Source organism: Parapedobacter koreensis, assembly GCF_900109365.1.
Taxonomy (GTDB): Bacteria; Bacteroidota; Bacteroidia; order Sphingobacteriales; family Sphingobacteriaceae; genus Parapedobacter; species Parapedobacter koreensis.
Map to the genome: position 1 here is coordinate 170,781 of NZ_FNZR01000011.1, position 25,981 is coordinate 196,761.

Consider the following 25,981-nt stretch of genomic DNA (forward strand, 5'->3'; position numbering starts at 1 on the left):
AAAACCGAAAAACAGGCGTTACACCTGCGTTACACTTTTTATCATCAATTTCAAAAAATTGAATATCAACATATTGCAATCTTATGATAAGACAAGTATTTTGGAAGCAAAATCAGTTTCCTTGTCCGGAAAAGTCCAGCTCTTCCACAAATTCATGGGAAGAAATTTCCTGGTTGGCTATTCCCGCTCTTTTTTTGAACCGGTGCCAAGTAACACGGAGAGAAGCGGGGGAAATGCCGAGGGCAGCGGCAATTTCCTTATGGTTTAAATCTAATTTCACCAGACATAGGTACCTGATGTCCGACTGGGTAATGTTGGGATAAATCTGTTCCAATGCCGGAATAAAAAACGGGAAAACCATGGTAAACTGTGATTTGAAATGCTCCCAGTCGTCTTCAGTAAGGATTGTGGTAGTAATCAGTTTCTGCATAAAGGCCGAAGCCTCCCGCTCCGTATCAGACAGGGACTCAATAATCAGGCTGTTCTGTATCAGTTTTTCCCTGAACGTCCTGAGTTGCTGTTCTGCTTGCCTGACCCGCCTGTTTGCATTATTGATTTCGATTTCTTTGATTTTCCGTTGATTTTCCAGTTCCTGAAGTTTCATATTCTGCCTGAAACGATAGCGGATATATACCAAAAAAAAGAGGAGCAACAGCACAAGGGCCGTACCTGCAATCAGGTTCCGGATATTCTTCTGGTAATGCACATCTGTATTGGCCTCCGCAAGCTCCACCCTCAATTTTTCGTATTCTATGCGGGCGGTTATCGATTTTAACTTGCTATGATTTATCCTATTGAACAGTTCCTGCTGTGCTATATAGTATTTATTATTATAGTGATAAGCGCTGTCGTACTGCCCCAATGCAGCAAACGATTTCGCAATCCCCTGAAGAGACTGGATAAAATACTTTTCTGCTTTGCTTGCCGCTGCCCGGTAGTTGGATGCTTTCCACAGCTGTAAGGCTTTATGGTGGTTGCCTTTTTCAACATGTATCTGAGCCAATATATTCTGGGCTTTGGAAACATCATTCAGCTGCTTTGTCTGAAGGCTTATACGGATATTATCTTCGAGCAGCAAGGTCGCTTCGTCATATTTTCTTTGAAGGAAATACCCTTTAGCGATTCCACCTTTAGCAACAGCAGACCATATCTTTGCAAACTCTTTTTCATACGCTTTATAGATGTCATAGTATTTTCCATAGTAAGAGAGGTATTCAGGGAGCTTATCCAATATGTTTTGGTAATACCTGATTGTGTTTTCGGCATCACCCAGCTCATAATAGGAGGCTCCTATTATATCGTTCATCAGACAGAAGTTGTGGAATTCCAGGTGCTGGTCTTTTACCATCAGGTTCAGTCCTTTTTTGGCATATTCAATCGCCTCATCATATTCCTGAAGCGAAAAGAAACAATAGCTGAGATACCAGAAACGCTGATAAACAAGGGGGAAATGGTCTGCCCCTATTTTTTGCATGATTTCGGCCGCCTTGCTCAAATAAAAAATGATATCCTCTACATTTTCAGAAAACTGTTCTGAGTATAAGCTGTACAATTCAGAAATCAGTTGCTCGTCATCAAGCAAAACCACCCGCCGCATGGCATCCTGCAGCTCTTTCCACTCCTCCTCGTTTAATTCCTTGTAATATTCAAAAGCCGCGATGGTTTTATACATGACAATCCTGATGTACAGCCGCTCATCGGGATTTCTTTTCAGGAATTCATCAAGTTCAGCAAAAATCTTTTTCAACTTGACAGAATCCCTGTTAATTCTCAGATCCTTGTACGTTTCTTCTGCTTTGATGGACTGGGTAACGTCAGCTGTCTTCCAAATCGCGATAAGCTCTTTTGATGTAAGATGCTGTGCTTTTAAAAAACCCGGGGAAAAACAGATAAAAACAATATAAAAAACATTCTTTAACATTTCATGGGTAGCAATATCACAAATATAGAAATAACGGTATTAAAGTGATACGACACGGATATTCAGTACATGCGGGGGTACCGTCCATGTGTTGAGGTCGAGGTAATTCAGGTTGGTATTTCCGCCCTTGATAAACCGGCCGGTAGCTGCACCTTTCAAAGGTACCCCCCTTTTCGGGGGCTCGTTTCAAAAGAGATAGAGGCCAATTTACATTGGCCTCTATCTCTTTTTCACTCAAGTATAATCAAGACGTATTACCTTGCAAACTTGAAGCTTTTGCCCAGGAACTTTGCGTTGCTGCCCAATTCTTCTTCGATGCGGAGCAATTGGTTGTACTTTGCAATCCGGTCCGAACGCGAAGCCGAACCTGTTTTAATCTGCCCGGTATTCAGCGCCACGGCCAAATCGGCGATGGTGTAGTCTTCCGTCTCACCGCTCCGGTGGCTCATCACCGAGGTGTAGCCGCTGGTCTGCGCCAAGGATACCGCATTGATGGTTTCGGTGAGCGAACCGATTTGATTTACCTTCACCAAAATGGAGTTTGCCGTATCGGTATCGATGCCCTGCTGCAGACGTTTGGTGTTGGTCACAAACAGGTCGTCCCCTACCAATTGCACCTTTGCGCCAATTTTATCCGTGAGGAGTTTCCAACCTTCCCAATCATCCTCAGCCATACCGTCTTCGATGGAAATGATGGGGTATTTGCCGGTCAGCTCAGCCAAATAATCGGCTTGCTCCGCGCTGGTACGTACAGCACCTTTATCGCCCTCAAACTTGGTGTAGTCGTACTTGCCGTCTTTGTAAAATTCGGATGATGCGCAGTCCAGTGCAAGGTAAATATCATCTCCCGGTTTGTATCCGGCGGTTTCAATGGCCTTCAGGACAGTCTCAATAGCGTCTTCCGTACCATCGAAGGTCGGTGCAAAACCACCTTCATCACCTACAGCCGTGGACAGCCCGCGATCGTGCAGGATTTTTTTCAGGTTGTGGAACACTTCGGCTCCCCACCGCAACGCTTCCGAAAATGAAGGCGCGCCCGCCGGCATGATCATAAACTCCTGAAAAGCGATGGGCGCATCGGAATGCGAACCACCATTGATGATGTTCATCATCGGAATGGGAAGCGTATTGGCATTGACACCGCCGATGTAACGGTACAATGGCTGGCGGCTTTCCTGCGCAGCGGCCTTGGCCACAGCAAGGGAAACACCAAGAATGGCATTCGCTCCCAGGTTGCCTTTGTTTTCAGTGCCATCCAATTCGATCATGATTTTGTCGATGGCATTCTGCTCAAATACATCAATACCCTGCAATGCATTGGCAATCGTCGTGTTTACATTTTCCACTGCCTTCAGCACGCCCTTGCCCAAGTATTTGGACTTATCACCGTCACGCAATTCAACAGCTTCGTGCACACCGGTAGAAGCACCCGAAGGAACGGCCGCACGGCCCACAAAACCATTTTCTGTAGTCACATCCACCTCTATGGTAGGATTACCGCGCGAATCTAATATCTGCCGCGCATGTACATCGATGATCAAACTCATGTATTTTTTCTTTTAAGGTTAACGTTTTGCTTCAATATAGCTGCAAGGTTAGTGTAATTCATACACCAATCGTTGCACAGGCCAAATATAGTTATATTTTTTCCATTTTCAATGTTCCATCCCGACTACGCTCGCTCCAGCGTCAGCTCACCGCTTTCCATCAGCTCGACGAAATCATCAAACAGGTAGCGTGAATCATGCGGTCCGGGTGACGATTCGGGGTGGTATTGCACCGAAAAAGCCTTTTTGCCTTTCACCCTTATACCTTCGATGGATTTGTCATTGAGGTTTACGTGGGTAATTTCCACCTTATCGGATTGTTCGATATCCTCCGCTACCACACCGAACCCGTGGTTCTGGCTGGTAATTTCACACCTGTCGGCAATGATATTTTTTACCGGATGGTTGATGCCGCGGTGTCCGTTGAACATTTTCCGCGTACGGATGTCGTTTGCCAACGCCAGCAGTTGGTGTCCCAAGCAGATCCCAAAGAGGGGTTTATCTGCCGCCAGGATATCCCTTACCGTCTGTATGGCATAGTCCATCGCTGCAGGATCCCCGGGGCCATTGGAAATGAAGTAACCATCAGCACCCCAGGCTTCCATCTCTGAGAAGGGGGTTTTGGCCGAAAAAATTTTGGCGTATACCTTGCGTGCGTCAAAATTGCGGAGGATATTCTTTTTGATCCCCAAATCAAGCACCGCTACACGCAGCGGGGCATCTTCATCACCGTAATAGTAAGGGGTCTCGGTAGTCACTTTGGATGACAGCTCCAAACCGGCCATGGAAGGCACCTCGGCCAATTGCTTTTTCAGCGTTTCCACATCCAGGGTTTCGGAGGATATGATGGCATTCATTGCCCCCTTATTGCGGATATGGCGTACCAGTGACCGGGTATCGATATCCGAAATGCCAATCAGGTTACCATCTTCAAAATAGGTTTGTATGGATGAGTCGGCCATCTTTCGGCTGTAATTAACGCTGAAATTTTTGCAGACCAGCCCGGCAATCTGAATCTTGTTGGACTCCGATTCGTTCCCTGCAATGCCATAATTGCCGATGTGGGCATTGGTCGTGACCATAATCTGGCCAAAATACGAGGGATCTGTAAAAATTTCCTGGTACCCCGTGGTGCCCGTGTTGAAACAAATCTCGCCTGCGGTGGTGCCAATCTTCCCGGCAGCCTTGCCATGGTAAACGGTTCCGTCTTCCAGCAGCAGTATCGCTGGCAACTTGCTGTAATTAGTCATTCGTTGTTATTAAAATATGATGGTTGTTCTTGTAATCCGCGCCAAACGTACATCCATAAAAAAAGCCCTCAACGGGCCAGAAACGGTGGAAAAAGCAAAGCATATCGGAAAAGTTTCCGGGCTTTGGGGATTTCGTCATGCAGCAATGTACGCCAAAATTCACGGGGGACAAAGATACGAATTTATGTGTTAACTATAAAAAAAATTTACACCGTGCTAATCCAAAATTGACCATTGTTTTTAAAAGAAAATTATCCAAATAAGATTCAATAGCTAATATAAATTTAGTACTTATTCTACTATAATCGCCAATTCATCGTATTTTTATCGTATAAAATACGATGAATTTTCGATAGAAATACGATGAAGATACGATAACTAGTAAAAGTTATATAAAATTAATATCATTATCTACTTAGCTTTAATTAAGAGTAAGTGCCAAAACAGTGGTTGCCCGGCTGGGCAACGAATTGTCAAAACCGGTATTGCAGCATCAGCCGCGCGCTGAACGGGGTGCCGGGTGTGTAGTGGATTTCTTCTACGCTTTCGGCTTCTTCCCGCAGGCGGCTTTCGGTGAGGAATTGTGTTTCCTTCCACTTCGTATTGAATGCATTGTCTACATTCACCCCGATGGAAACGTTTTTCAACTGGTAGTGCAGGGAAAAATCCGTGATAAAATAACCTGCGGCATGGACGGAGTTTTCTTCATTGGCAGGTCGATCGCCCAAAAGCCGTGTCCTGATGCTGCCGGACAACCCACGGTAGTTTTTGATGGATAGTCCGTTGACCAACGTCGTAACGGGGGCCAGTGGGATGTAATCCGCTCCTGATGGCTCGTCCATGGCCCGGGCATGTGTATAGGTAAAATCCGTATTCCAGAATAACCAGTCATTAAACTGATACCGTAGTCCAAAGTCAACGCCTTTGCGCTGGGTCTTCCCACTGGGCTCCACCACGGCTTCGTCGCCCACATACACAAATTCCTGTTCCAGAAAGAGGTACCACAACGCTGCATTGAGCATCAGCCGCGGTGCCGGTTTCCAGACCAGCCCCAGATCGGCATTGTATGAAGCAGGCAGGATATCTTGCCCCTGTTGCGCCACCACCACGCGGGCATCGTTGCTATGGAACCCTTTGCCCAGCTTCAGGAAATAGCTGATCGACTGGTGCGGGGTATACAGGAAATTGACCTTCGGACTGAGGATAGCTTTGGTCTCCAGTTGGTTGTGGTAGGATTCGGTCAGCTTATCCACGTAGTTGAACTTGAAATAATCCAACCGTAAGCCGGTGTTGATGAGCCAGTTGCCCCATGAAAAATCAGCGGCTGCGTAGGAAAACAAGTTTGTTTGGTTAAGATCGCCCAAGCTTAGGTACTCAAGCACCGTTTGCCTATTTACCGTGTGGGAAAGTTCGACGTCCTTATCATTGTCATTGCGTAGGCCCATGCCCAGTTTAAGGTCGGCATACTTGTCAAACGTATATTGGTATTCCGATTGGAAGCCGGTGATTGTGCGGTTTTCCCGTTGCCGGATTTGGTCGCCATGCTCCGGGTCATTCAGGAAAAACGTGAAATTGGAGTACAGTTCAAAATCATATTTACTGAGGTATGCTGAATTTTTGATGCGGGAACGGTCGGATATCGTATGGTCATACTGCACATTGAAATTGCTCCTGCTGGTCTGGCCACCCTCCGTGGGGTCGACAGCGCCGAAATGCGAGATGAGCCCACTCCGCACAGCCCTGTCCGGAATCTGGCCACTGGCGTCCCACTGGCTGGTAAAGTGGGATAGCGAGAGGGCCACTTTATCCCTGGGCCCGGTCGTTGCGGTATATTTACCGAACAGGTTGATGCGGCTGAAATTTTGCGGGGCATCGAAATAGTTATCCGTAAGCATGTATTCGCCCGCGAAATAAGCAGACTGGCCTTCCCGATCCAACAGGTTGAACAGGCCAAGCGCTCTGGTGGTATTGAACTGCCCCAAGTCCAAAGCCACGGCGTTGTTGGCCAGCCGATCTTTGGTTTCAAACGCCACGTAACCGGCAGTAACAAAGTCTCCCTTGTCTGCAAAATAACTCCCTTTGTCAAAATCGATCCGCTCTACGGTTTCGGGAATAACGAAATGCAGGTCGGCATATCCCTGCCCATGGGCGTGTGACACCATGTTCACGGGCATGCCATCTATCGTAATGCCTACGTCGGTACCGTGATCCACATCAAAGCCACGCAGGAAAAGCTGTTCCGCTTTTCCGCCTCCGGCGTGCTGGCCAATGAAAAGACCTGGCACTTTTCGGAGCAAATCCTGTGACGTGGCCACGGGCTGGATTTCGAGATCTACGGCCGCAAAGGTGTTCAAGTGTTTCAGGTTTTCGGTGATGACCACTTCATCAAGCCGGAGTACTTTATGCCCGAGTACAATCGTGATGGAATCCGTGGATCCCACCTGCATGGCTACGGTGTGGTAATACCGATGCGATACCGTTAGGCTGTCGCCCACAACTGCTTTTTCGAGGAAAAACACACCCTGCGCATCACTGTGCGCATGGGCCTTGCTATCCATATTGAAGACATAGGCTCCTTCTACCGGATTCCGGTCTTCATCCACCACCCTGCCCCGGAGGGACTGGGCGGTTGCGGAAAGCCCGCAGAGGGTACCAATCGCCGCCAGGGCGGTAACGCATAGGGTATTTATCATTATCAAAATGCGACTGAGCTGAGGTTTTCGTAGCTAATCCATGTGCCATAGCCAATGCACAACAGGGCTGAAACCCACGCCAAAGAAACGGTTATTTGCTGGGAAAGCAAAGCCTTTTGTGTAAAGGGAAGATGCAGCAAGCCGGTGGCGATGGCCATCCCGAAAACGGTGCCCATGCCGAAAAGTGCCAGGTAGGCCAGTCCCAGCCAGGGGTTGATGTAAAGTGCCGCCGCGGCCACCACCAGTTCGCCGCTCCCTGCCAATCCGTGTACCATCCCTACGCCGTATGCAAGGCGCTTGTGGCTGGCATTGGTACGGTCGTTGATATGCATATGCAACTGGTGTTGAAGCCGATGCGGCAATTCGCCGATGCGGTGGGTATGCGTATGGCTATGCACAACCACGCGGTTGTTGCTGAAAAATTTATAAATCCGGTAGCCCCCCAAGCCAATCAGCATGAAGCCCACAGCTGCCTCAAAATAGCTGAAATTGCTTTCCGGGATCGCCACTTTAAGCGTGATCATCAAGATGCCTACCAAGATAATGGTACTGGTGTGGCCCATGCCCCAATATACCCCTTCGCGTATGGCGTGTGTCCATTTTGAGCGTTTAGTCACGATACTGCTCATCGCCAGCAAATGGTCTGCCTCAAAGGCATGCATGGTTCCTAGTAAAAGTGCTGAAATCATCATGTTAAGATTAAAAATAGTGCATCAACAAATTCTTGGCAGTTGCTCCCCCACAAGGGGATGTACCACATGCCTGCCCCCAAAGGCGCTTGCGGAAATAATCTTCCCGGGATGATCGGTCGTGATCGTACCGATGTGGGCCGCCGCGGGATCTTCGATACGTAAGGTTTCCAGTACGGCCTCCCGGATGGAATCCGGCACCACGCAGATAAATACGCCTTCATTGGCCACATATACCGGATCAAGCCCCAGCAGTTCGCAAGCATTGCGCACGTCCGATAGCACCGGAAGCCGCTCTTCTACCAGATCTATCCCAAAGCAGCCCGCAGTGGCGATTTCATGAAGGATGGAGGCCAATCCACCCCGCGTAGCGTCCCGCAGAAAGCGGATGCCACCGCCGAAACGCTCCATCAGTGTCAATACGGTATGGTTGAGCGGGGCGGTATCGCTGACGATGTCGCTTCCGAACTGGAGGCCTTCGCGTTCGGACATGATGGCCATGCCGTGTGTGGCGATGCTGGCGTTGACCAGCACTGCGTCGCCCTCCCGGATATTGTCGATGCCGATGGCCGCCCGTGCATGCAGGGTGCCGATGCCGGAGGTATTGATGTAAATGCCGTCGCCTTTGCCATGTTCCACAACCTTGGTATCGCCGGTGACCACCTGCACGCCCGCATGCGACGCTGCCATGCGAATGGATTTGACGATATCGACAAACCGCTGCATGGCAAAGCCCTCTTCAATAATAAAGGCCAACGACAGGTACCGGGGAACTGCCCCGCACATGGCGAGGTCATTCACCGTGCCATTCACTGCCAAATCGCCAATGTTGCCGCCCTTAAAGAACAGCGGCGAGACGACGTAGCTATCGGTCGAAAAAGCCAGCCTACCCTCCAGATCCAAGAAGGCCCCATCATGGCGCACATTCAGGATGTCATTGCGCAGGTAATGGAACACCACGTCGTCAAGCAATTTGTTCATCTGCTCGCCGCCGCCGCCATATTGCAGGTCGATAATGCCGGAAGTTTGATTATTCGTCTGCATCGCTTTCCAGGTTGAGATCCTCGCCCATTAGCCTGAGGGCATCCATGGTCCTCGCCGCCTCCTCGGCATTGATGATACTGATGGCCGCCCCGACGTGCACCAGCACATAATCACCCACCCGGGCGTCCGGCACGAGGGCAAGGTTGACATCTTTCGTGATGCCCTCGAAGGACACACGGCCAATGCGGAATACATCATCTAACTGGGAGGTAATCGCGGCCAGTTTACCGGGTATTGCCAAACACATGGTTATACTTGTTTTAATGCATCTTTCAAATAATTGTACCAGGCTTCCAGCCCTTCACCCGTTGTAGCCGAAACCTCAAAAAACCGGATGTAGGGATTTACCTTCCGCGCATTCGCCTTCAGTTGCTCCATATCAAACTGGAGATGGGGCAAGAGATCGATCTTATTGATGAGGCAAAGCTGCGCGCTGTGGAACATATCGGGGTATTTCAGGGGCTTGTCTTCCCCTTCCGTCACCGAGATGATGACGGCGCGCTTGGACTCCCCGAGGTCAAACATAGCCGGACACACCAGGTTGCCCACATTTTCAATCATCAACAATGAATGAGGTTGGAGGTGGAGTTGCTTGATGGCAGCAGCGACCATCTCACTATCGAGGTGGCATCCCTTACCCGTATTGATTTGGATGGCGGGCACGCCCAGGCGGTGGATCCGCTCGGCATCGTTGGTGGTCTGTTGGTCACCCTCGATAACCTGGAAGGTGAGTATACCCTGCAAATCGGCAATGGTACGCTCCAATAACGATGTCTTCCCGGATCCGGGTGAGCTGACCAGGTTGATGGCAAATACGTCCAGTGCTTCCAGGTAACCCCGGTTGCGCTCGGCCATCCGGTTGTTTTGTTGTAGGATATCCGCTTCCAGCGCGACTTCCTGGCTGGCCAATGGTGGGTGATGATGACCGTGGTGGTGGTCATGATTGTGGTCATGGTGATGGTGGTGGCCATCGCCGTGGTGGTGATGCTTTTCCGCTTCGCCCATGACCGAAATTTGTACGCCGCCCTCCGTGGAGCTGCAACCGCAAGTGACACACATAGTTGTTCGTTTTAAGTGATAACCAATTTTTTTATCTTTAATTCCTTACCGCTCACGATGCGCTTAAACGGGCTGCCACAATACGGGCAGGCATCATAATGCTGCGCTATCGCAAAGGCTTGTTCGCATTCCAGGCACTCGGCTTTGCCTCCGGGCGTGGATACCGTGAGCCGCGCGTGCTCCAACACCGTGCCGTTGACACAGGGCTGCCACACAAACCGCAGCGCACCGAGCTCCACGCCCGAAAGCTTGCCTACCTCCAGGTAGATGTCCGTCACACTTGCGCCCTGCACTTCTTCCACGGCCGACGTTGCGGTCTTCACGATGGACAAGGCAATGGATAGTTCATGCATGGCTAAACCTTTCTTTGGACAAAACTGTGGAAATGGCCAAAAAGATAACCTGACGCAAATCATAAAATACGTTGACAGTCATCAACCGTGACGAAGCTACCCCGCGCTACCTTTACCCAACAGATTCACACCTATCAGCGGCAACTACTAACTGGATTGACAACAATTAACTACGTTTGACATGCTAACGACACAAGAAACCAATGACACCTGCTTTGATAGTGATTTCGCAAAAGGCGATGAAAACGCAGGTGAAACCTATTATGAAAGCATCAGGCGCGGCGGGTATTCGCGGCGCGATTTTCTGAAGTTTGCCACGTTCATGACGGCCTTCATGGGATTGGAAAACACGGCCATTGGAAGGGTGGCCCGTGCGCTGGAGACGACTCCCCGGCTGCCCATCATCTGGGAGCACTTTCAGGAATGCACGTGCTGCAGCGAATCGTTTATCCGATCGGACCACCCCATTGTGGCAGATATTATCCTGGATAAAGTATCACTGGACTACACGCTCACATTGATGGCGGCTTCGGGCCACCAGGCGGAGGCTGCCAAGCATGCAACCATGGAAAAACATTGGGGCAATTACATCCTTTGCGTGGAAGGCTCGGTGCCGTTGGGCGATAATGGCAATTATTGCTGCATCGGTGGCCGCAGTGCCATCGATATCCTAAAGGAATCGGCCGCGGGTGCCAAGGCAATCATCGCGTGGGGCAGCTGTGCCACCACGGGTTGCGTGCAGGCGGCAAAACCCAACCCCACCAACGCCGTGCCCATCCACAAGGTCATCACGGACAAAACAATCGTCAACGTACCGGGATGCCCACCTATCGGGGAAGTCATGGCGGGTGTCATTGTGCACCTTGTATCGATGGGGCGTCTTCCGCAGCTCGACAATGCCGGGCGTCCCAAGGCCTTCTACTCCAAACGGGTACATGACAGTTGCTACCGCAGGCCGTACTTCGATGCAGGTTTGTTTGCCGAGAAATTCGACGACGAAAATGCCAAAAAGGGCTATTGCCTGTATAAACTGGGCTGCAAGGGGCCAAGCACGTACAATGCCTGCGGCAACATGCGGTGGAATGGTGGCGTGAGCTTTCCCATCCAATCGGGCCATGGTTGCATCGGTTGCAGTGCCAATGACTTCTGGGATGCGGGCAGCTTCTACACACGCGACCAAAGCATACAGGCCCCGGGTGGCATCGAAGCCACGGCCGATACCATCGGTAAGGTAGCGCTGGGCGCCGTGGCCGGAGGCATCGCAGCCCACGTCGTCGCGGCCAATATCACCAAGAAAAAGGAACTGAAGGCCATGAAGGAAAACGGCATTGACATCGAGAAAGAACTGGAAGACTAACTAAACGAATAACGTAACATAAACAAACCTGATCATGGCAGAACGGATTGTAGTGGATCCCATCACACGGATCGAAGGGCATTTGCGCGCTGAAGTGGAAATCAGCGACGGCACCATCAAAGAGGCTTTCCTCTCTTCCACAATGGTAAGGGGCCTCGAAAACATCGTAAAGGGCAGGAACCCCAAAGACGTATGGGCATTCGTGCAGCGCACCTGCGGTGTATGCACGGCCTCGCACGCCATCACGTCCATCCGGGCGGTGGAGGATGCCCTGGACATTACCATACCGCCCAACGCAGAGCTGGTACGCAACCTGATGCTGGGTTCCCTGTACCTGCATGACCATGTGGTACACTTCTACCACCTGCATGCGTTTGACTGGGTAGATGTGGTCAATGGCTTATCTGCCGACCCGGTGAAGACGTCCCAACTGGCACAGTCCATCTCCCACTGGCCCAAAAGCTCACCGGGATACTTCTCGGATTTGCAACGCAGGCTGAAGAAGTTTGTCGACAGTGGCCAGTTGGGCATCTTCGCCAACGGTTATTGGGGCCATCCGGCGATGAAACTACCGCCGGAGGCCAATCTGATGGCTACCGCCCATTACCTGGAGGCGCTGGAGTGGCAGAAGGAAATCGTGAAGATACATGCCATCTTCGGTGGGAAGAACCCCCACCCCAATTTTCTCGTGGGCGGCATGGCCTGCGCCATCAACATGGATGATGCCAGCGGACTGAATGCCGAGCGGCTGGCCTTCGTGAAGCAGTTGCTCGTGCAGGGTAAGGAATTTGTGGAGCAGGTATACATCCCCGATGTATTGGCCATCGCTGGCTTCTATAAGGATTGGGCACACATCGGCGGTTTCCACAATTTCATGGCGTTCGGCGACTACCCAATGATGGGGTACCACAATCCCGATCGCCTGAATACCTTCAAGATGCCCCCCGGGGTTATCCTCAACCGGGATCTTTCGCGTGTGCATGACCTGGATTTCACCCATGTGGATACGGTGGCGGAATATGTGAATAATTCGTGGTACGACTACACGGGCGACGGCAATGCAGGCAGGCAGCCTTGGGAAGGCGAAACGCTCATCAACTATACCGGTCCGAAGCCGCCGTATGATTACCTCGATGTCTCACAGAAATACAGCTTCATCAAGACACCACGGTGGAAAGGACAACCCATGGAGGTAGGCCCGCTATCGCGGGTGCTCATGGGCTATGCGTTGGGCAAGCCGGAATTCAAGGAAGTGGTCGATAAAGCATTGGCCCACCTAAATCTGCCCCTGACGGCGCTGTTTTCCACGTTGGGCCGCACGGCCGCGCGTGCGCTGGAAACGCAATTGGTGGCCGACTGGAACCTGGAGTTTTACGACAAGCTGATGGACAATATACGCGATGGGGATACCCGCATGGCCAACATGGAAAAATGGAGCCCCACCACGTGGCCAGCGGAGGCCAAGGGAGTGGGCATGCTGGAAGCGCCCCGCGGAGGCCTGAGCCACTGGATTGTCATCAAGGACAAAAAGGTGGCCAACTACCAGCAGGTGGTGCCGTCTACGTGGAACGCATCGCCCCGTGATCCGAAAGGTGAACGGTCGCCCTATGAAAGTACGTTGCTGGGGACGCCCGTGGCCGATCCGGAGCTGCCCCTGGAAATCATCCGTACCATCCACTCGTTTGACCCGTGTATCGCCTGTGCGGTTCACCTGTATGATGAAAGTGGAAGTATTATCAAGGAAATCAACGATATATCGGTGTGTTTATGAAAACTCCAGCATTAAAACGAGCTTATGTATGGGAACTGCCGGTGCGCATTTTCCATTGGGCCAATGCGCTATGTATTTCCGTGCTGATCGTTACGGGTTTGCTCATCGCCTATCCGCCTGCCGTGATGAGCGATCAGGAGGCGGCACAGCAATTCTGGTTTGGCTATATCCGGATGATCCATTTCATCGCTGCATATGGGCTGATTGCGCTCATGGCATTCCGGCTGTATTGGTCATTGTGGGCCAATAAATATGGCTCATGGCGGGTATTCCTGCCTTTTTCCAGACAAAACCTCTTGAAGATGTGGCAAGTGGTGAAGTATGACATCTTATTGCAGCGGCACGCTAAGAACGGCACGTACAAAGAAAGCGTCGGACACAACAATGTGGCGGCATTTTCCTACCTCGCCCTATTCCTGCTGGCCTTGGTGATGGTTGCGACGGGATTTGCATTGTATGCCCCGAACGCTTCGTGGTTTTTACCCAAGCTGTTTGGCTGGGTCGTCACCCTATTGGGCAGCGAATCCAACGTGCGCTTGGTGCACCACTTTGCCAGTTGGGCGTTTATCCTGTTTATCGTGGTGCATGTATACCTCGTGCTGTATCACGACTGGCTGGAAGGCAAGGGTGAGACTTCCTCCATGATAAGCGGCTATAAGTTTGTGGATACGGATGTGCAGGAAGAAAAGCAACCAAGTCCTGAGAAAAAGGCTGGACAACGAAAGATAACACTAACGCAAACAAGCAATGCTGACGAGCTTCCCGCATAAGAAGGATCTGCAATATTCGCAGGGCAATGACATGCTCATCCTTGGGCTGGGCAACTACTTGATGGGTGATGAGGGCGTGGGCGTGCACTTCGTCAACAGCCTGCAGCCGCAGGATTTCCCGTCCAACATCACCATACTTGACGGCGGTACGGGCGGTTTCTTGCTTGTCCCCTACCTGGAAAGCCACGCCGTGGCCATCCTGGTGGATGCGACGCAAGATGGCCAGCCCGCAGGGACGGTATCGCTGTTACAGCCCCGCTTTTCCGATGATTTCCCGGTGGCATTGAGCGGCCACAATTTTGGGTTGAAGGATATGGTCGACATCCTGTCGCTATTTGGCAGGATGCCGGAGATCTACCTGTTTACCATATCCATCGACCGGATGAAACCCATGGATATGGCACTTTCGCCTGCCGTGGAGACAGCCATTCCGGTAGTAAAGGCCCGGATCCAGGAATTGACCTCACAACTGGCGGCACGGCCGTTGGCGGCCCATGGTGTATCAACAGACTGAAGATGATGGAAATTTGCATAGCGGGACGGGTACAGGGTGTGGGCTTCAGGCCTTTCATCGACCAGCTGGCAAGGCAGTTGGGCTTGGCGGGAGGCGTATGGAACGATGGTACAGGCGTAACCATCCGCGTGAAGGGAAACGGAGAGGTCATCGAGGAGTTCATCCGGCGAATCCCGTTGGAGAAGCCGCCGATGGCCGAGATAACTGCCCTACATAGCCACCAAACGCCTGATGAGTGGACTGCAGAGGGATTCCGTATCGTTCAGGCACCGGCTACGGTCCGCGTGGACACCCCGCTGACACCCGATTTTGCACTGTGCGAAAGCTGCGCGGCCGAAATCGTGGACAAGACCAACCGGCGGTATTTCTATCCGTTTACCGCCTGTACACAGTGCGGACCCCGCTATGCGATCACTCAGCGGTTTCCGTTTGAGCGGGAAAACACCAGCATGGCAGACTATGCCCTATGTCCCGACTGCCTTGCCGAGTATACGACCCCTGGCGACAGGCGCCAGCATGCCCAAACGAGCACATGCCCCGCATGCGGTATTGCCATCGTACTCAAAGACAAACGGGGCAAGGTGGTGGCTGGGGACTATGAACCGGTATTTTCCTTGCTGGCGTTGAAGCTACGGGAAGGCGCCATCGCCGCGGTAAAAAACACAGCGGGGTACCTTTTGCTCTGCGACGCCACCAACCCCGCTGCCGTACAACGGTTGCGCGACCGTAAACACCGTCCTACCAAGCCTTTTGCCGTGCTGTTTAACGATCTGCGCCAGTTGGGAGCCTACCTTCATATAAGGCCGATGGAAGCGGAAGCCTTGCGTTCGCCTGCCGCCCCCATCGTGGTGCTTCCGGTAAAAGATAAACGGGATTTGGCCACCTACGCCGTCGCGCCTGGCATGGATACCATTGGCGCCATGCTCCCCTACTCGGGAATCCTATTGCTGATTGCCCAGCTAGCACAACGACCGCTGGTGGCGACCAGCGGTAACCTGCATGGTGCGCCGCTATGTGCCGATGAGGCTGAAGCGGAACGGCAGTTGCGGCCGGTGGCCGATTACTTCCTCCACCACTCACTGACTATACAGCATCCCCAGGATGATTCAGTGGTTCGATTCTCGCGGGAGACGGCTACACGGATTATCCTGCGGCGGGCACGGGGCATGGCTCCCGATAGCCCGATACCCTACGGGATGGCTGGTCTCGGTGGGCAAAAAATCCTTTGCCTGGGCAGTGACCTAAAAAATACCATCACCATCGTCCCGAACCACTGTTGTTATACCAGTGAATACATCGGCGACCTCGGCCATTACGATACGTACCGCCGTTACCTGAACACGATTGACAGCTACCAGCACATCATGGACTTCCAACCGGAAGTGGTGCTGTGCGACAAACACCCACTGTTTGAAAGCCGGCAGGCCATCCACCAATTTCCGGAAGCGAGGATCATTGAAATACCGCACCATGAGGCCCATTTTGCGGCGGTATTGCAGGAGCATGACCTATGGGACTCCGCGGATAGGGTCCTTGGTGTCATCTGGGATGGGATAGGATTTGGCGACCCGCATACCATGTGGGGAGGTGAATTTTTCACGTATTCGGCACATCTGATAAAACGGGTAGGCCACCTGCAAGCATATCCCTGGATCTTGGGCGACCGCATGGCGCAGTACCCCAAGATTTCAGCATTGTCAGCCAGCGGTTGCAGTCCGCTACTCTACCCCCACTTCACAGCCAACGAGTGGCAAAGCTATTCCGCTGCCGTACACGCCGCACGGCTGAAAACAACATCCATGGGCCGTTTATTTGATGCTGTGGCCTTCGTACTGGGCTTCCACCGACCCAACACTTTTGAGGGGGAAGCTGCCCTATGGCTGGAAAAAGAAGCAGCAGACTTTTATCAAGAACATCCCCATGTTGACCTGGTGGATTACCTGGAAGGCGAGACCCCGGGTGGGGTGGTCGCCGTGAGCAAGTTGTTTCTTACCATCATGGAGGCCGCACGCACACGGGTAGCCAGCGGCAAAATCGCGCTCAACTTCCACTACACGCTGGTGTGCTGCATCGGCAAGATAGCCCGTAGCCATCAATGCCGTCAGCTGGCCTTCAGCGGTGGCAGTTTCCAAAATGCATTGCTGGTTGATTTAATTACGGCCCACCTGAGCGAAGCTTTCTCGTTGAACTTTCACCACAGTCTCTCGCCCAACGATGAAAACATTTCATTCGGGCAGCTGAGCCACTATTTACACGTTGCATCATGAAATACCTTACTGAGTACCGAAATCCTGCACTGGTAAAGGACTACCTTGCCAAGATCCATCGTGCGGCCCTGCATCCCTGGAAAATCATGGAAGTATGCGGCGGGCAAACCCATTCGCTGGTCAAAAACGGGATGCTGGGGTTGCTGCCCGAAAACGTGGTCATGATCCATGGGCCCGGCTGCCCCGTCTGTGTGACACCGATGTCACTGATCGACCAGGCCGTACAGCTGTCACTATTGCCGGATGTCATCCTCTGCTCGTTTGGCGATATGGTGCGCGTACCCGGCAACCGGATGAGCCTGTTACAGGCCAAGGCCCGGGGAGGCGACGTGCGCATCTTATATTCGCCGCTGGAGGCTGTACACATCGCCGCCGCAAATCCGGCCAAACAGGTGGTATTTTTTGCGGTGGGATTTGAAACCACGGCACCGAGCAATGCGCTGGCTATTTTGTATGCTAAAAAATTGGGTGTCAGCAATTTCGCCTTGCTCGCATCCCATGTACTGGTGCCCCCAGCCATGGAAGCTATTTTAGACGACCCGTTTTGTAGCATCGATGGTTTCCTTGGTGCCGGCCACGTCTGTGCCATCATGGGGCTTGGCGAATATCACCCCTTGGCTGCAAAATACCGCGTACCTATCGTGGTTGCCGGATTTGAACCCGTGGATTTACTACGCGCCATCTACCACACCGTTTTGCAGCTCGAATCGGGCCAATATGAAGTGGAAAACCAATACACGCGTGCGGTCAGGGAAGAAGGGAATAAACGGGCCAAGGAAGTGATGTACGAGGTGTTTGAAGTGGGATCACAGGAATGGCGGGGCATCGGTCACATACCGGACAGCGGCTTGGTCATCAAGGATACCTATCGTGCCTTCGATGCCAGCCGCATCTTCATGCTGGCCAATCGCTATGCTAACAGACCTTCTGCCTGCATCGCTGGAGACATCCTCAAAGGTTATAAAAAACCCTTTGAGTGCCCGGCCTACGGCAAGGCCTGCATCCCTGCGAATCCACTGGGCGCACCGATGGTTTCCTCCGAGGGGGCCTGTGCGGCATATTACAACTACCGCTAAATGATTGCGGGTTTGTTTAATCCAAAATTTCAGCCACACGACCGATTTGCCCGTCTTCGAGCCGCACTTTGATACCTCGTGAATGGAAGGCAGCCGACGTAAGGATATCTTTCACTATCCCCTCCGTACGTTTCCCTGTACGCTGATCTTTCTTGAGGATGATGGCTACCTCCAATCCCGGGTAGATGTCCTTGCGGTATTGTCCGTCCATTACCTCAAACAACCGCCTGTTTCAGCACGGAATCGTGCACGACCACCTTGTTCCAGAATTTGGAGTACTTTTCAATGGCGCCGAGGTGGATAGGATGTGTTTCGTATACGTTGATTTCATCCATCGAGTCAAAAAATACCAGCAGGTTGTAGGTAAAGCTGTTGTCTACCACTTCGCGCGGATGGGTAGCGGCTGCCCGTCCATAATGCAGGGATTTGATATTGGGGATGGTCTTCAATTCTTCAAAAAATCCGGCAAAATCACTGATTTCTTGTTCGGATAGGCCATCATTGAGCCAAAAAAGCACGTAGTGCGTAATTACTTCGTTGTTTTGCATGGTTACTGGTTTTTCTTGGGTTTCACTGGTTTGACTGTTTTCTTGATTGGAGGCAGGTGGGCTGCATGCGGCCAACACACCGCCGCCCACACCGGCCAAGGCAACCGCCGCTCCGGCTTGTTTGATGAAATGACGTCTTTCCATAATGTTATGTAGTTTATTGATTGAACGTGGATGTTATCGGTGTCATCTACGTTCAATCAGCCATTCGTTATTTATTCACTATTTTCATAATGTCATTGCCAAAGACAAAGACCATCAGCGCCAAGAGGATGAAAAACCCTGCAATCTGCGCTTTTTCGAGAAACTTATCGCTCAACGGCTTGCCCTGAATCATTTCAATGAGCAAAAACAACACATGCCCGCCATCCAATGCTGGGATGGGCAACAGATTCATCAATGCCAATGCCATGGACAGCAAGCCCACCAACGTCCAGAACTTGAGCCAATTGACTTCCGAACCAAACATCGTGGCGATGGCGACGGGACCGGAAATGGCTTTGTCTGCCCGCAGCTCCCCTTTGGCAATTTTTCCGATACCTTTGGCATTGTCGATAAACATCGTCCATGCCTTCGAAGCGCCGATGGGCAATGATTGAAAGAATCCATAGTGGGTGGTCACCGAAGGGAAATCAGTATCGGGATTGATGACAAACCCCAACGCGCCGTCTTCCGGTACGGCGGCTTGGATCAACGTGGTATCACCACCGCTGCGGAGTAGGGCCAGCGACACCTCCTTACCAGCATTGCCGCTGATGGCTTCGCGTACCTGATCCCAGAATGGCGTGGGCTGGCCGTTGATGGCCAGAATACTATCGCCGGTGAGAATTCCCGCCTTTTCAGCGGCACTGCCGGCAACCACCGAATCCACGGCCATTGTACGCGAACGGAGGCCGACAAACTCATTGCGATCATAGTCCGCCACATCGTTCAAAATGTCTCCGGGCACAGCGATGGTCAGCGTCTGGCTTCCCCGCTCTACCGTTAGCGATGTATTGCCCATCAATACTTTTGACCCCAGCAATTCATCAAACCGAAGCACGGGCTGCCCATCGATTTCCGTGATGCGGTCACCGGGTTGCAGCCCGATTTTTTTGCCGATGATGCCGGGGGTAACGCCATTGGCCAGTTTGGTGTTGTCTACATATGTTTCACCGTATTTAAATGTCAGCATCCAAAAGATAAATATCCCGAGGATAATATTGACGATGATCCCGCCCAGCATCACGATGAGACGCTGCCAAGCTGGTTTGGATCGAAATTCCCAAGGTTGCGGTTCGCCCTTTAGCTGCTCCGTGTCCATCGATTCGTCAATCATGCCGGCAATCTTGACATATCCGCCCAGCGGCAGCCAGCCGATGCCGTATTCGACATCTTTATACGTGAATTTAAATAATTTGATGCCCCATGCATCAAAGAACAAATAAAATTTTTCAACCTTAATACCAAATGCACGAGCTGCCAGAAAGTGACCAAACTCATGCAGCACAACCAATATGGACAAGCCTAACAACACTTGCCCAATCATTACCAATACACCCATTTAATTTTACTTTGCTATATGATATAAATTCTTAGTTTTTGTTACTAATCCCATCGCGATTTCACGGCTCTTCCGGTCAGCCTCAACATAATCATCCAATGCTGCTGCTATCCGGTGTTCTGCCAATTGCATCGTCTCTTCGATGATATCGCTCATCTGCAGGAACCCTACATTGCCTTTCAAAAATGCTGCCACCACCACTTCATTGGCAGCGTTGAGTATGCAGGGCATATTGCCCCCGGTTTCCATGGCTTGGTAGGCCAGCCCCAAATTGCGGAAGACACCGGTGTCGGGCCGTTCGAAGGTCAGCTCCGGAAAATCCATGAAATTGAAGCGCCTGAAGCTGTTTTCTACCCTATCGGGATAGGTAAGTGCATATTGGATAGGCAGTTTCATATCCGGCAGACCGAGCTGCGCCTTGATACTGCCGTCAGCAAATTGCACCATGGAATGGACAATGGATTGCGGATGCACCACCACGTCAATTTGTCGTGCCTGCAAGCCGAACAGCCATTTTGCCTCAATGACCTCCAGACCTTTGTTCATCAGCGTAGCAGAGTCTATGGTGATTTTGGCCCCCATCACCCAATTGGGATGGCGAAGCGCCTGCTCTTGGCCGACCGAAGCCAGGTATTCACGGCTTTTACCCCTAAATGGCCCTCCGGACGCGGTAAGGTAAATTTTCTCAATGGAATTGCCGCTCTCGCCCACAATACATTGGAAAATAGCCGAGTGCTCAGAATCAACGGGCAGCAGCTTCACACCGTATTGACGCACCAAATCCATCACCAACTGGCCAGCCACGACCAACGTTTCCTTATTGGCCAGTGCAATGTCTTTGCCGGCTTTGATAGCTGCTACCGTAGGTCGCAGCCCAGCAGCCCCCATCATGGCGCTCACCACCAAATCTACGTCGGGATATTGCACCGCTTCTTCAAAGGCAGCATCACCCGCCAGCACCGTTGTGGATGTACCGGACAATGCGTTTTTCACTTCGCGATATTTGGTTTTGTCGGCAATGACTACCACCTGCGGATGGAACTCCAAGGCTTGGCGAACGAGCAGATCGGCATTCGTGCCCGCTGCGAGCACCTGTATATCGAATCGTTCAGGATAGGCCCGTACCACTTCCAACACCTGCGTCCCTATACTACCTGTGGCACCTAATAAAGCTATTCGTTTCTTCAAAATATTCTTACTAACTGATACTTACTACCCCGACTCACAGTATGTTTTTCATCAACGCCGGGTCATCCCCGCCCCGGTAGTCGGCCATCATGCTGCGGTAAGCCACTGCGATAACGACGCTCGAAAGCGGACCGACCAGAAAGGAATTTATCAAACTCAATGCCGTGGACACCATCGGATAACCTGCATAATTGAAATACAAATATAAGAGGTGCAAAATGGCAAAAAATGCTAAGATCAGCAATAGTTTAGTAACATTTCCCCTGGTGAGCGCAAAACTGAGGCGAAGGGAGCGAAATGGCCCTGAATGGCGCTCAATGATAAAAAAGGGATAAAAGGCCACCCGGAGTAAAAAAATGAAGATCACGATGGCTGCAATGCCCCTTGCGATGTTGACCATCAACGAAACCGGTATACGGGCGTACACCAACGGAAATGCAACGACAGAGATAATGAGGTATAGCACCAATGCAACCAGCGAAATGCTGAACATGCTCGTAAAAAAATAGAGCAATTCCCTCGTGCTGGGTATGGTGTCTGCTACACTTACTTTTTCCCGTTTGTCAATAAGTGTAAAAATATATTTGAATAAGGTAAGCTGTGCACCGAAATACAAAATTACGAAGAGGAAGGCCATGAACACGCTCAGGAACGTGCTTACCTCACTGAAATAGAATGCAAGGATACCCGATGTGTTGGAGGTGAGAAACAACAGGAAACACAAGCCTGCAATGGAAAAATAATGCTGCCGAAGCAGGTTCCAAGACCTGTTGATTACCTCATTTACCGCAAAAGTACTATCTTTTAAAAACTGAATCATCGGAATTGGCCAATTATCAACGCAAAGGTGACATAAAGTTTTGTTATTTTAAAAAAATAAGCACCCGCTGCCCGCAGGGCTTATCTATTGTCGTGAGCGTCAAAGATATCGTTTTGCGGTTTATGGAAAAATCACTATAAATAGGTATTTTGTTGTAGACCGCCGCTACGCCGATCGGCTTGCCATTGAAAAAACGAAACCGTCATTTCAGACGGCTTCCTTTGTAGTAACGCGGTTTATCTTTGGCCTCCTCCGTTTAATGAGTTTATTCATTAACAAACTGAATGATAAACCCTCCTTTTGGAGCTAAGGTATACGACCAATCAGGGGTTATCGGAGAAGTGGCTGTTTTAAATTCCATCAATGGGTTTTCTCCTTCCGTAATGATGCTAAAGTCGGAAAAACCTTTTCCGTATTTTGCAAGATCCAGTTTAACGGGCAGTTCGCTGTTCGTACCATTTATGCCGACAATATAAGCAAGCGGGCCGTTTTGGCGGAAAAGAACGATTGACTCACCCGGTTCGGCCACAATACTTTCGGTTTTATCCCAGGTAGCAGGCATGTCTTTTAATAAACCCTGAACCTCAACAGGGAGGGAATCAAACACCTCTTTTGAATCCGCAAAATGAATGATTCCGGACGTGTAGATCATGGCCGTAGCAAGTTCATGAACGGCAGTATTTACACGAGGAAATTTTCTAACGGTCAGTGCAAACGGTGTATAATCAGTAGGGCCTGCCACATTTCTTGTGAAAGGTAATACGGTATTCTGTTCGGCAGCTTTATCAGGAAATCTCGGTTCATAAAAATAACTTTCAGTTCCTAATACGGCTTCTGCCGTCATAAAATTCGGCCAGGTTCTATGCCAACCCCTTGGAACGGTAGCTCCATGGAGGTTTATCATCAGGTGTTCGTTAGCTGCATCCTCGAAAACCGATTGTAAGGCTGCCATGACCTCTTGCCTGTCTGAGCACCAAAAATCTATTTTAACACCTTTAATGCCCATATCGGCCAGTTCTTCGAATCGTTTTTTCCGTTTTTCCGGATCAAAATATTCCGATGAATATCCCCAAACCATGGGTTTAATCCCTTTAGCGACAGCATTATCAATAATCCCTCCTTCCCTGTTCGCTCTTTCCCAGCCCGCATCAAAAAGTGTATACTCAAAGCCAAATGAGTCTGCAAGATCCGTAAATTCATTATAAATTTCCGGTGAATGATCATCTGGATGTGACCACCATGACCAGGAGGCTTTTCCCGATTCAATCCACGACGTATCTTCAATGTTAGATGCAGGTGCCAAATCCGTGATTAAGGTCGATAATAAGATGTCTCCGGCTTGTTCGCCAATGATAATAACCCTCCAGGGCATGGTCCAAGGAAGGCTTGATTCCGGATAAGCATGTTCTTCTTCAGCTAAAGGGAGTGTATATTTCTCGTCCGCTTTAGCAAATGCAATCTTATAAAGTCCTCCTTCTGAATTTGGCTGTAAATGACACCCCGGAAAAGAACCGTCATTTCCTGATTCAGCAATAAGAATCCAGTTTTTTTCATCATTTACATGAAAAAGTGCCGGCATACACCAGCCAACGGAAGGATTACGCGGCTCACGAATCGTGTCTCCCGAATTGACATTAAAGTAAAAGTCTTCATAACCGGGGGTATATTTACCCGCACTGTTATACGGCTGTAACCAACCTTTTGCATGTTGGTCAATCTGGAATCCTGTAATTTCATCCTGTACTATCCGTGTTTCGTTGTCTTCATCCGGGAATCGATACCGAAAAGCGACACCCTCTTCCCCGGCTACTAAATCAAGTATCATTAATGCGCCTTGGCTATTTTTAAACGTTATACTCCTACCTTCAAAAACATGATCGATATCTTTAAAATTACCCACCTTTAAACTGTATTTTTCCCTTCGTTCCTCAATGGGCGAAATTTCAGCGATGGTTAATCCCGATGTGAAATCCTGATCTTCAAAATTTAGCCCAAGCGGAGAATCTGAAATGAGTATGCTATCTCTTCGGGTTACGTTATAAAACAGCGCTCCATCCTCATTTAGCGACAATGTAATTTTATTTAAACCATCTTTCGATTCAACATACGGAGATTCATTTGCTACATTACAACTGGTAAATAAAAAAAGTACGCCAAGGATAGCTAAAATCAGGGATTGATCAATAAACTGAGTTTTCATTTTGTAACTTGATAATTGAGCTTTTAAACTGGTTATGTTATACCAAGCTAATTTATATCATGTACAGTGTAGGGAACATGGATAATACGACCCATATAATGGATTTTTATACGAAAGCGCTACGGTGTTGAAATCACCGTTGACGGAAAATCCGCAATTTTCTCGCAACACACCTGTTCCATCACTTGTTTGAGTTGGGTTTTCAGCAAGGCGATCGTATGCTCCCCGCCCTTCCGGCCAAGTGCGCCCACGCCATACATAAACGGGCGTCCCATAAAAGCAAAATGCGCACCGCACGCCATTGCCCTGGCCACATCGGGACCGGATCTTAACCCGCCGTCCAGCATGATGGTGATGCTATCGCCATATCCTTTCGCAAGCCGTTTCAGCGAAGCGATGGAAGATTCCCCGGCATCTATCTGCCTCCCGCCATGGTTTGATACGATGACGCCATCCACCCCCAAACCGATTGCCTTTTCCATGTCTTCTTCGCTCACTACGCCTTTCAATACCAGCTTGCCCTTCCACTTGTCGCGTATACTGCCCACCTTATCGGCGTCAACCCGCCCGATGAATGTAGCATTCATGAACTTGCCCAGCTTTTTAATATTGAAGCCTGCGGACATGTATGGTTTCAACGTGGCAAATTCGGGAATGCCCGCGCGAAGTGTCTCGTAAGACCATGCCGGATGTGCCGCTGCTTGGAAGAAATTACGCAGGTTCACCTTGGGAGGCATGGATAGTCCGCTCTTTATCTCCCGATAACGCAAGCCAAACGAAGGCACATCCACCAATACCACCAATACCGGGCATTGCACCGCGCTAAGCCTCGCAAGGATGGCGTCGCGTAGGCTTTGCTCCGCAGGATGGTACAGTTGAAACCAAGCTTTCCCATCGGACAGTTCGGCTATCCGCTCAATGCTGCTTGTGGAAACCGTGCTCAGGATATACGGAATATTATGCTTGGCCGCTGCCTTGGCCAATATTTCCGGAGCCTTGGGCCACATCATTCCCTGAAGCCCAATGGGGGCAATGCCAAACGGTGCGTCGTATTGATGGCCAAACAACTTGGTACGCATATCGACGCCCTGGTGTTTCCGCAAGTAGTGCGGCATTAAACAAATATCCGTAAAGTCACTCATGTTCCGCCTGAGGTTGACCTCTTCGTTACACCCGCCTTCGAGGTAATCGAAAGCGAACTTTGGCATACGCTTCCTTGCTCCTTTTCGTAAATCGGCGATGGAGGGGTATGCGGTATCGTATTGCAATAAATTTTCTTTCATATACTCTAATGAATTACAAGTTTTCAGGCCACTTTTTTTTCGGAGCAGTTTACATTTTTCTCTCTGGGGTCGAGACATACGTAGTCCC

The 25,981-nt window shown here is 50.5% G+C and carries 22 protein-coding genes; 6 read left to right on the forward strand and 16 right to left on the reverse strand.

Translation table 11 applies throughout. From position 1 onward, the window contains the following. Positions 1-112: 112 nt before the first annotated feature. The 9 genes from BMW65_RS21325 to BMW65_RS21365 all read right to left on the reverse strand — a co-directional run bounded on the left by BMW65_RS21325 (position 113) and on the right by BMW65_RS21365 (position 10,556). Positions 113-1,747 carry a tetratricopeptide repeat protein gene (locus tag BMW65_RS21325; RefSeq protein ID WP_143053967.1) on the reverse strand — a complete coding sequence of 545 codons (1,635 nt, stop codon included), beginning with the start codon at positions 1,745-1,747 and terminating at the stop codon, positions 113-115. Positions 1,748-2,175: 428 nt separating this feature from the next. Next, positions 2,176-3,468, reverse strand: a complete 1,293-nt coding sequence (gene eno, locus BMW65_RS21330; protein WP_090608735.1) for a phosphopyruvate hydratase — start codon at positions 3,466-3,468, stop codon at positions 2,176-2,178. Between the two features lie 125 nt (positions 3,469-3,593). Next, positions 3,594-4,718: a glutamine-hydrolyzing carbamoyl-phosphate synthase small subunit gene (carA, locus tag BMW65_RS21335; protein WP_090608737.1), complete on the reverse strand. Its 1,125-nt coding sequence runs from the start codon at positions 4,716-4,718 to the stop codon at positions 3,594-3,596. A gap of 473 nt (positions 4,719-5,191) precedes the next feature. Then, positions 5,192-7,411 (reverse strand): TonB-dependent receptor, encoded by a 2,220-nt coding sequence (locus tag BMW65_RS21340; protein WP_090608740.1) that lies wholly within the window; start codon positions 7,409-7,411, stop codon positions 5,192-5,194. A gap of 2 nt (positions 7,412-7,413) precedes the next feature. Then, positions 7,414-8,103, reverse strand: a complete 690-nt coding sequence (locus tag BMW65_RS21345; RefSeq protein WP_090608741.1) for an urease accessory protein UreH domain-containing protein — start codon at positions 8,101-8,103, stop codon at positions 7,414-7,416. A gap of 21 nt (positions 8,104-8,124) precedes the next feature. Beyond that, on the reverse strand, positions 8,125-9,144 hold the full coding sequence (hypE, locus tag BMW65_RS21350; RefSeq protein ID WP_090608743.1) for a hydrogenase expression/formation protein HypE: 1,020 nt from the start codon (positions 9,142-9,144) through the stop codon (positions 8,125-8,127). Then, entirely contained in the window at positions 9,131-9,391 is a 261-nt protein-coding gene (locus tag BMW65_RS21355) for a HypC/HybG/HupF family hydrogenase formation chaperone (RefSeq protein ID WP_090608745.1), read from the reverse strand. The genes hypE and BMW65_RS21355 overlap by 14 nt, the downstream gene beginning before the upstream one ends. A 2-nt stretch (positions 9,392-9,393) precedes the next feature. Continuing rightward, on the reverse strand, positions 9,394-10,203 hold the full coding sequence (hypB, locus tag BMW65_RS21360; protein ID WP_090608747.1) for a hydrogenase nickel incorporation protein HypB: 810 nt from the start codon (positions 10,201-10,203) through the stop codon (positions 9,394-9,396). An 11-nt stretch (positions 10,204-10,214) separates the two neighbouring features. Beyond that, positions 10,215-10,556 carry a hydrogenase maturation nickel metallochaperone HypA/HybF gene (locus tag BMW65_RS21365; RefSeq protein ID WP_177181251.1) on the reverse strand — a complete coding sequence of 114 codons (342 nt, stop codon included), beginning with the start codon at positions 10,554-10,556 and terminating at the stop codon, positions 10,215-10,217. Positions 10,557-10,737: 181 nt separating this feature from the next. Between BMW65_RS21365 and BMW65_RS21370 the strand changes: the two genes are divergently transcribed. Genes BMW65_RS21370 through hypD form a run of 6 tightly spaced genes read left to right on the forward strand, consistent with a single transcriptional unit; the run spans position 10,738 to position 18,311 of the window. Beyond that, positions 10,738-11,913 carry a hydrogenase small subunit gene (locus tag BMW65_RS21370; protein WP_090608751.1) on the forward strand — a complete coding sequence of 392 codons (1,176 nt, stop codon included), beginning with the start codon at positions 10,738-10,740 and terminating at the stop codon, positions 11,911-11,913. A 34-nt stretch (positions 11,914-11,947) separates the two neighbouring features. Continuing rightward, complete coding sequence (locus BMW65_RS21375; RefSeq protein ID WP_090608753.1) at positions 11,948-13,684, forward strand: nickel-dependent hydrogenase large subunit; 1,737 nt, start codon at positions 11,948-11,950, stop codon at positions 13,682-13,684. Further along, entirely contained in the window at positions 13,681-14,454 is a 774-nt protein-coding gene (gene cybH / locus BMW65_RS21380) for a Ni/Fe-hydrogenase, b-type cytochrome subunit (RefSeq protein ID WP_090608755.1), read from the forward strand. Before BMW65_RS21375 ends, cybH begins: the two co-directional genes overlap by 4 nt. Then, entirely contained in the window at positions 14,432-14,968 is a 537-nt protein-coding gene (locus BMW65_RS21385; protein ID WP_090608757.1) for a hydrogenase maturation protease, read from the forward strand. The genes cybH and BMW65_RS21385 overlap by 23 nt, the downstream gene beginning before the upstream one ends. Before the next feature lie 2 nt (positions 14,969-14,970). Beyond that, the gene (hypF, locus tag BMW65_RS21390) at positions 14,971-17,235 is read left to right on the forward strand and encodes a carbamoyltransferase HypF (RefSeq protein ID WP_090608759.1); all 2,265 of its coding nucleotides are present in this window, start codon (positions 14,971-14,973) and stop codon (positions 17,233-17,235) included. Then, positions 17,232-18,311 (forward strand): hydrogenase formation protein HypD, encoded by a 1,080-nt coding sequence (gene hypD, locus BMW65_RS21395; protein WP_090608761.1) that lies wholly within the window; start codon positions 17,232-17,234, stop codon positions 18,309-18,311. Before hypF ends, hypD begins: the two co-directional genes overlap by 4 nt. 16 nt (positions 18,312-18,327) lie before the next feature. Here the strand turns inward: hypD and BMW65_RS21400 are convergent, their stop codons facing one another. From BMW65_RS21400 to BMW65_RS21430, 7 genes are all read right to left on the reverse strand, one after another. Further along, the gene (locus BMW65_RS21400) at positions 18,328-18,522 is read right to left on the reverse strand and encodes a YwbE family protein (protein WP_090608763.1); all 195 of its coding nucleotides are present in this window, start codon (positions 18,520-18,522) and stop codon (positions 18,328-18,330) included. A gap of 4 nt (positions 18,523-18,526) precedes the next feature. Next, a complete protein-coding gene (locus BMW65_RS21405) occupies positions 18,527-19,003 on the reverse strand; it encodes a Dabb family protein (protein WP_090608764.1) in 477 nt (158 codons plus the stop codon). Positions 19,004-19,070: 67 nt separating this feature from the next. After that, on the reverse strand, positions 19,071-20,402 hold the full coding sequence (rseP, locus tag BMW65_RS21410; protein ID WP_090608766.1) for an RIP metalloprotease RseP: 1,332 nt from the start codon (positions 20,400-20,402) through the stop codon (positions 19,071-19,073). Between the two features lie 6 nt (positions 20,403-20,408). After that, a complete protein-coding gene (locus BMW65_RS21415) occupies positions 20,409-21,590 on the reverse strand; it encodes a 1-deoxy-D-xylulose-5-phosphate reductoisomerase (protein ID WP_394332228.1) in 1,182 nt (393 codons plus the stop codon). Positions 21,591-21,624: 34 nt separating this feature from the next. Next, positions 21,625-22,410, reverse strand: coding sequence for a beta-carotene 15,15'-monooxygenase (locus BMW65_RS21420; RefSeq protein ID WP_090608769.1), 786 nt, complete (start codon positions 22,408-22,410; stop codon positions 21,625-21,627). Between the two features lie 265 nt (positions 22,411-22,675). Beyond that, complete coding sequence (locus tag BMW65_RS21425) at positions 22,676-24,610, reverse strand: glycoside hydrolase family 97 protein (RefSeq protein WP_090608771.1); 1,935 nt, start codon at positions 24,608-24,610, stop codon at positions 22,676-22,678. A 119-nt stretch (positions 24,611-24,729) separates the two neighbouring features. Next, positions 24,730-25,893: an alpha-hydroxy acid oxidase gene (locus tag BMW65_RS21430; protein ID WP_090608773.1), complete on the reverse strand. Its 1,164-nt coding sequence runs from the start codon at positions 25,891-25,893 to the stop codon at positions 24,730-24,732. Positions 25,894-25,981 lie beyond the last annotated feature (88 nt).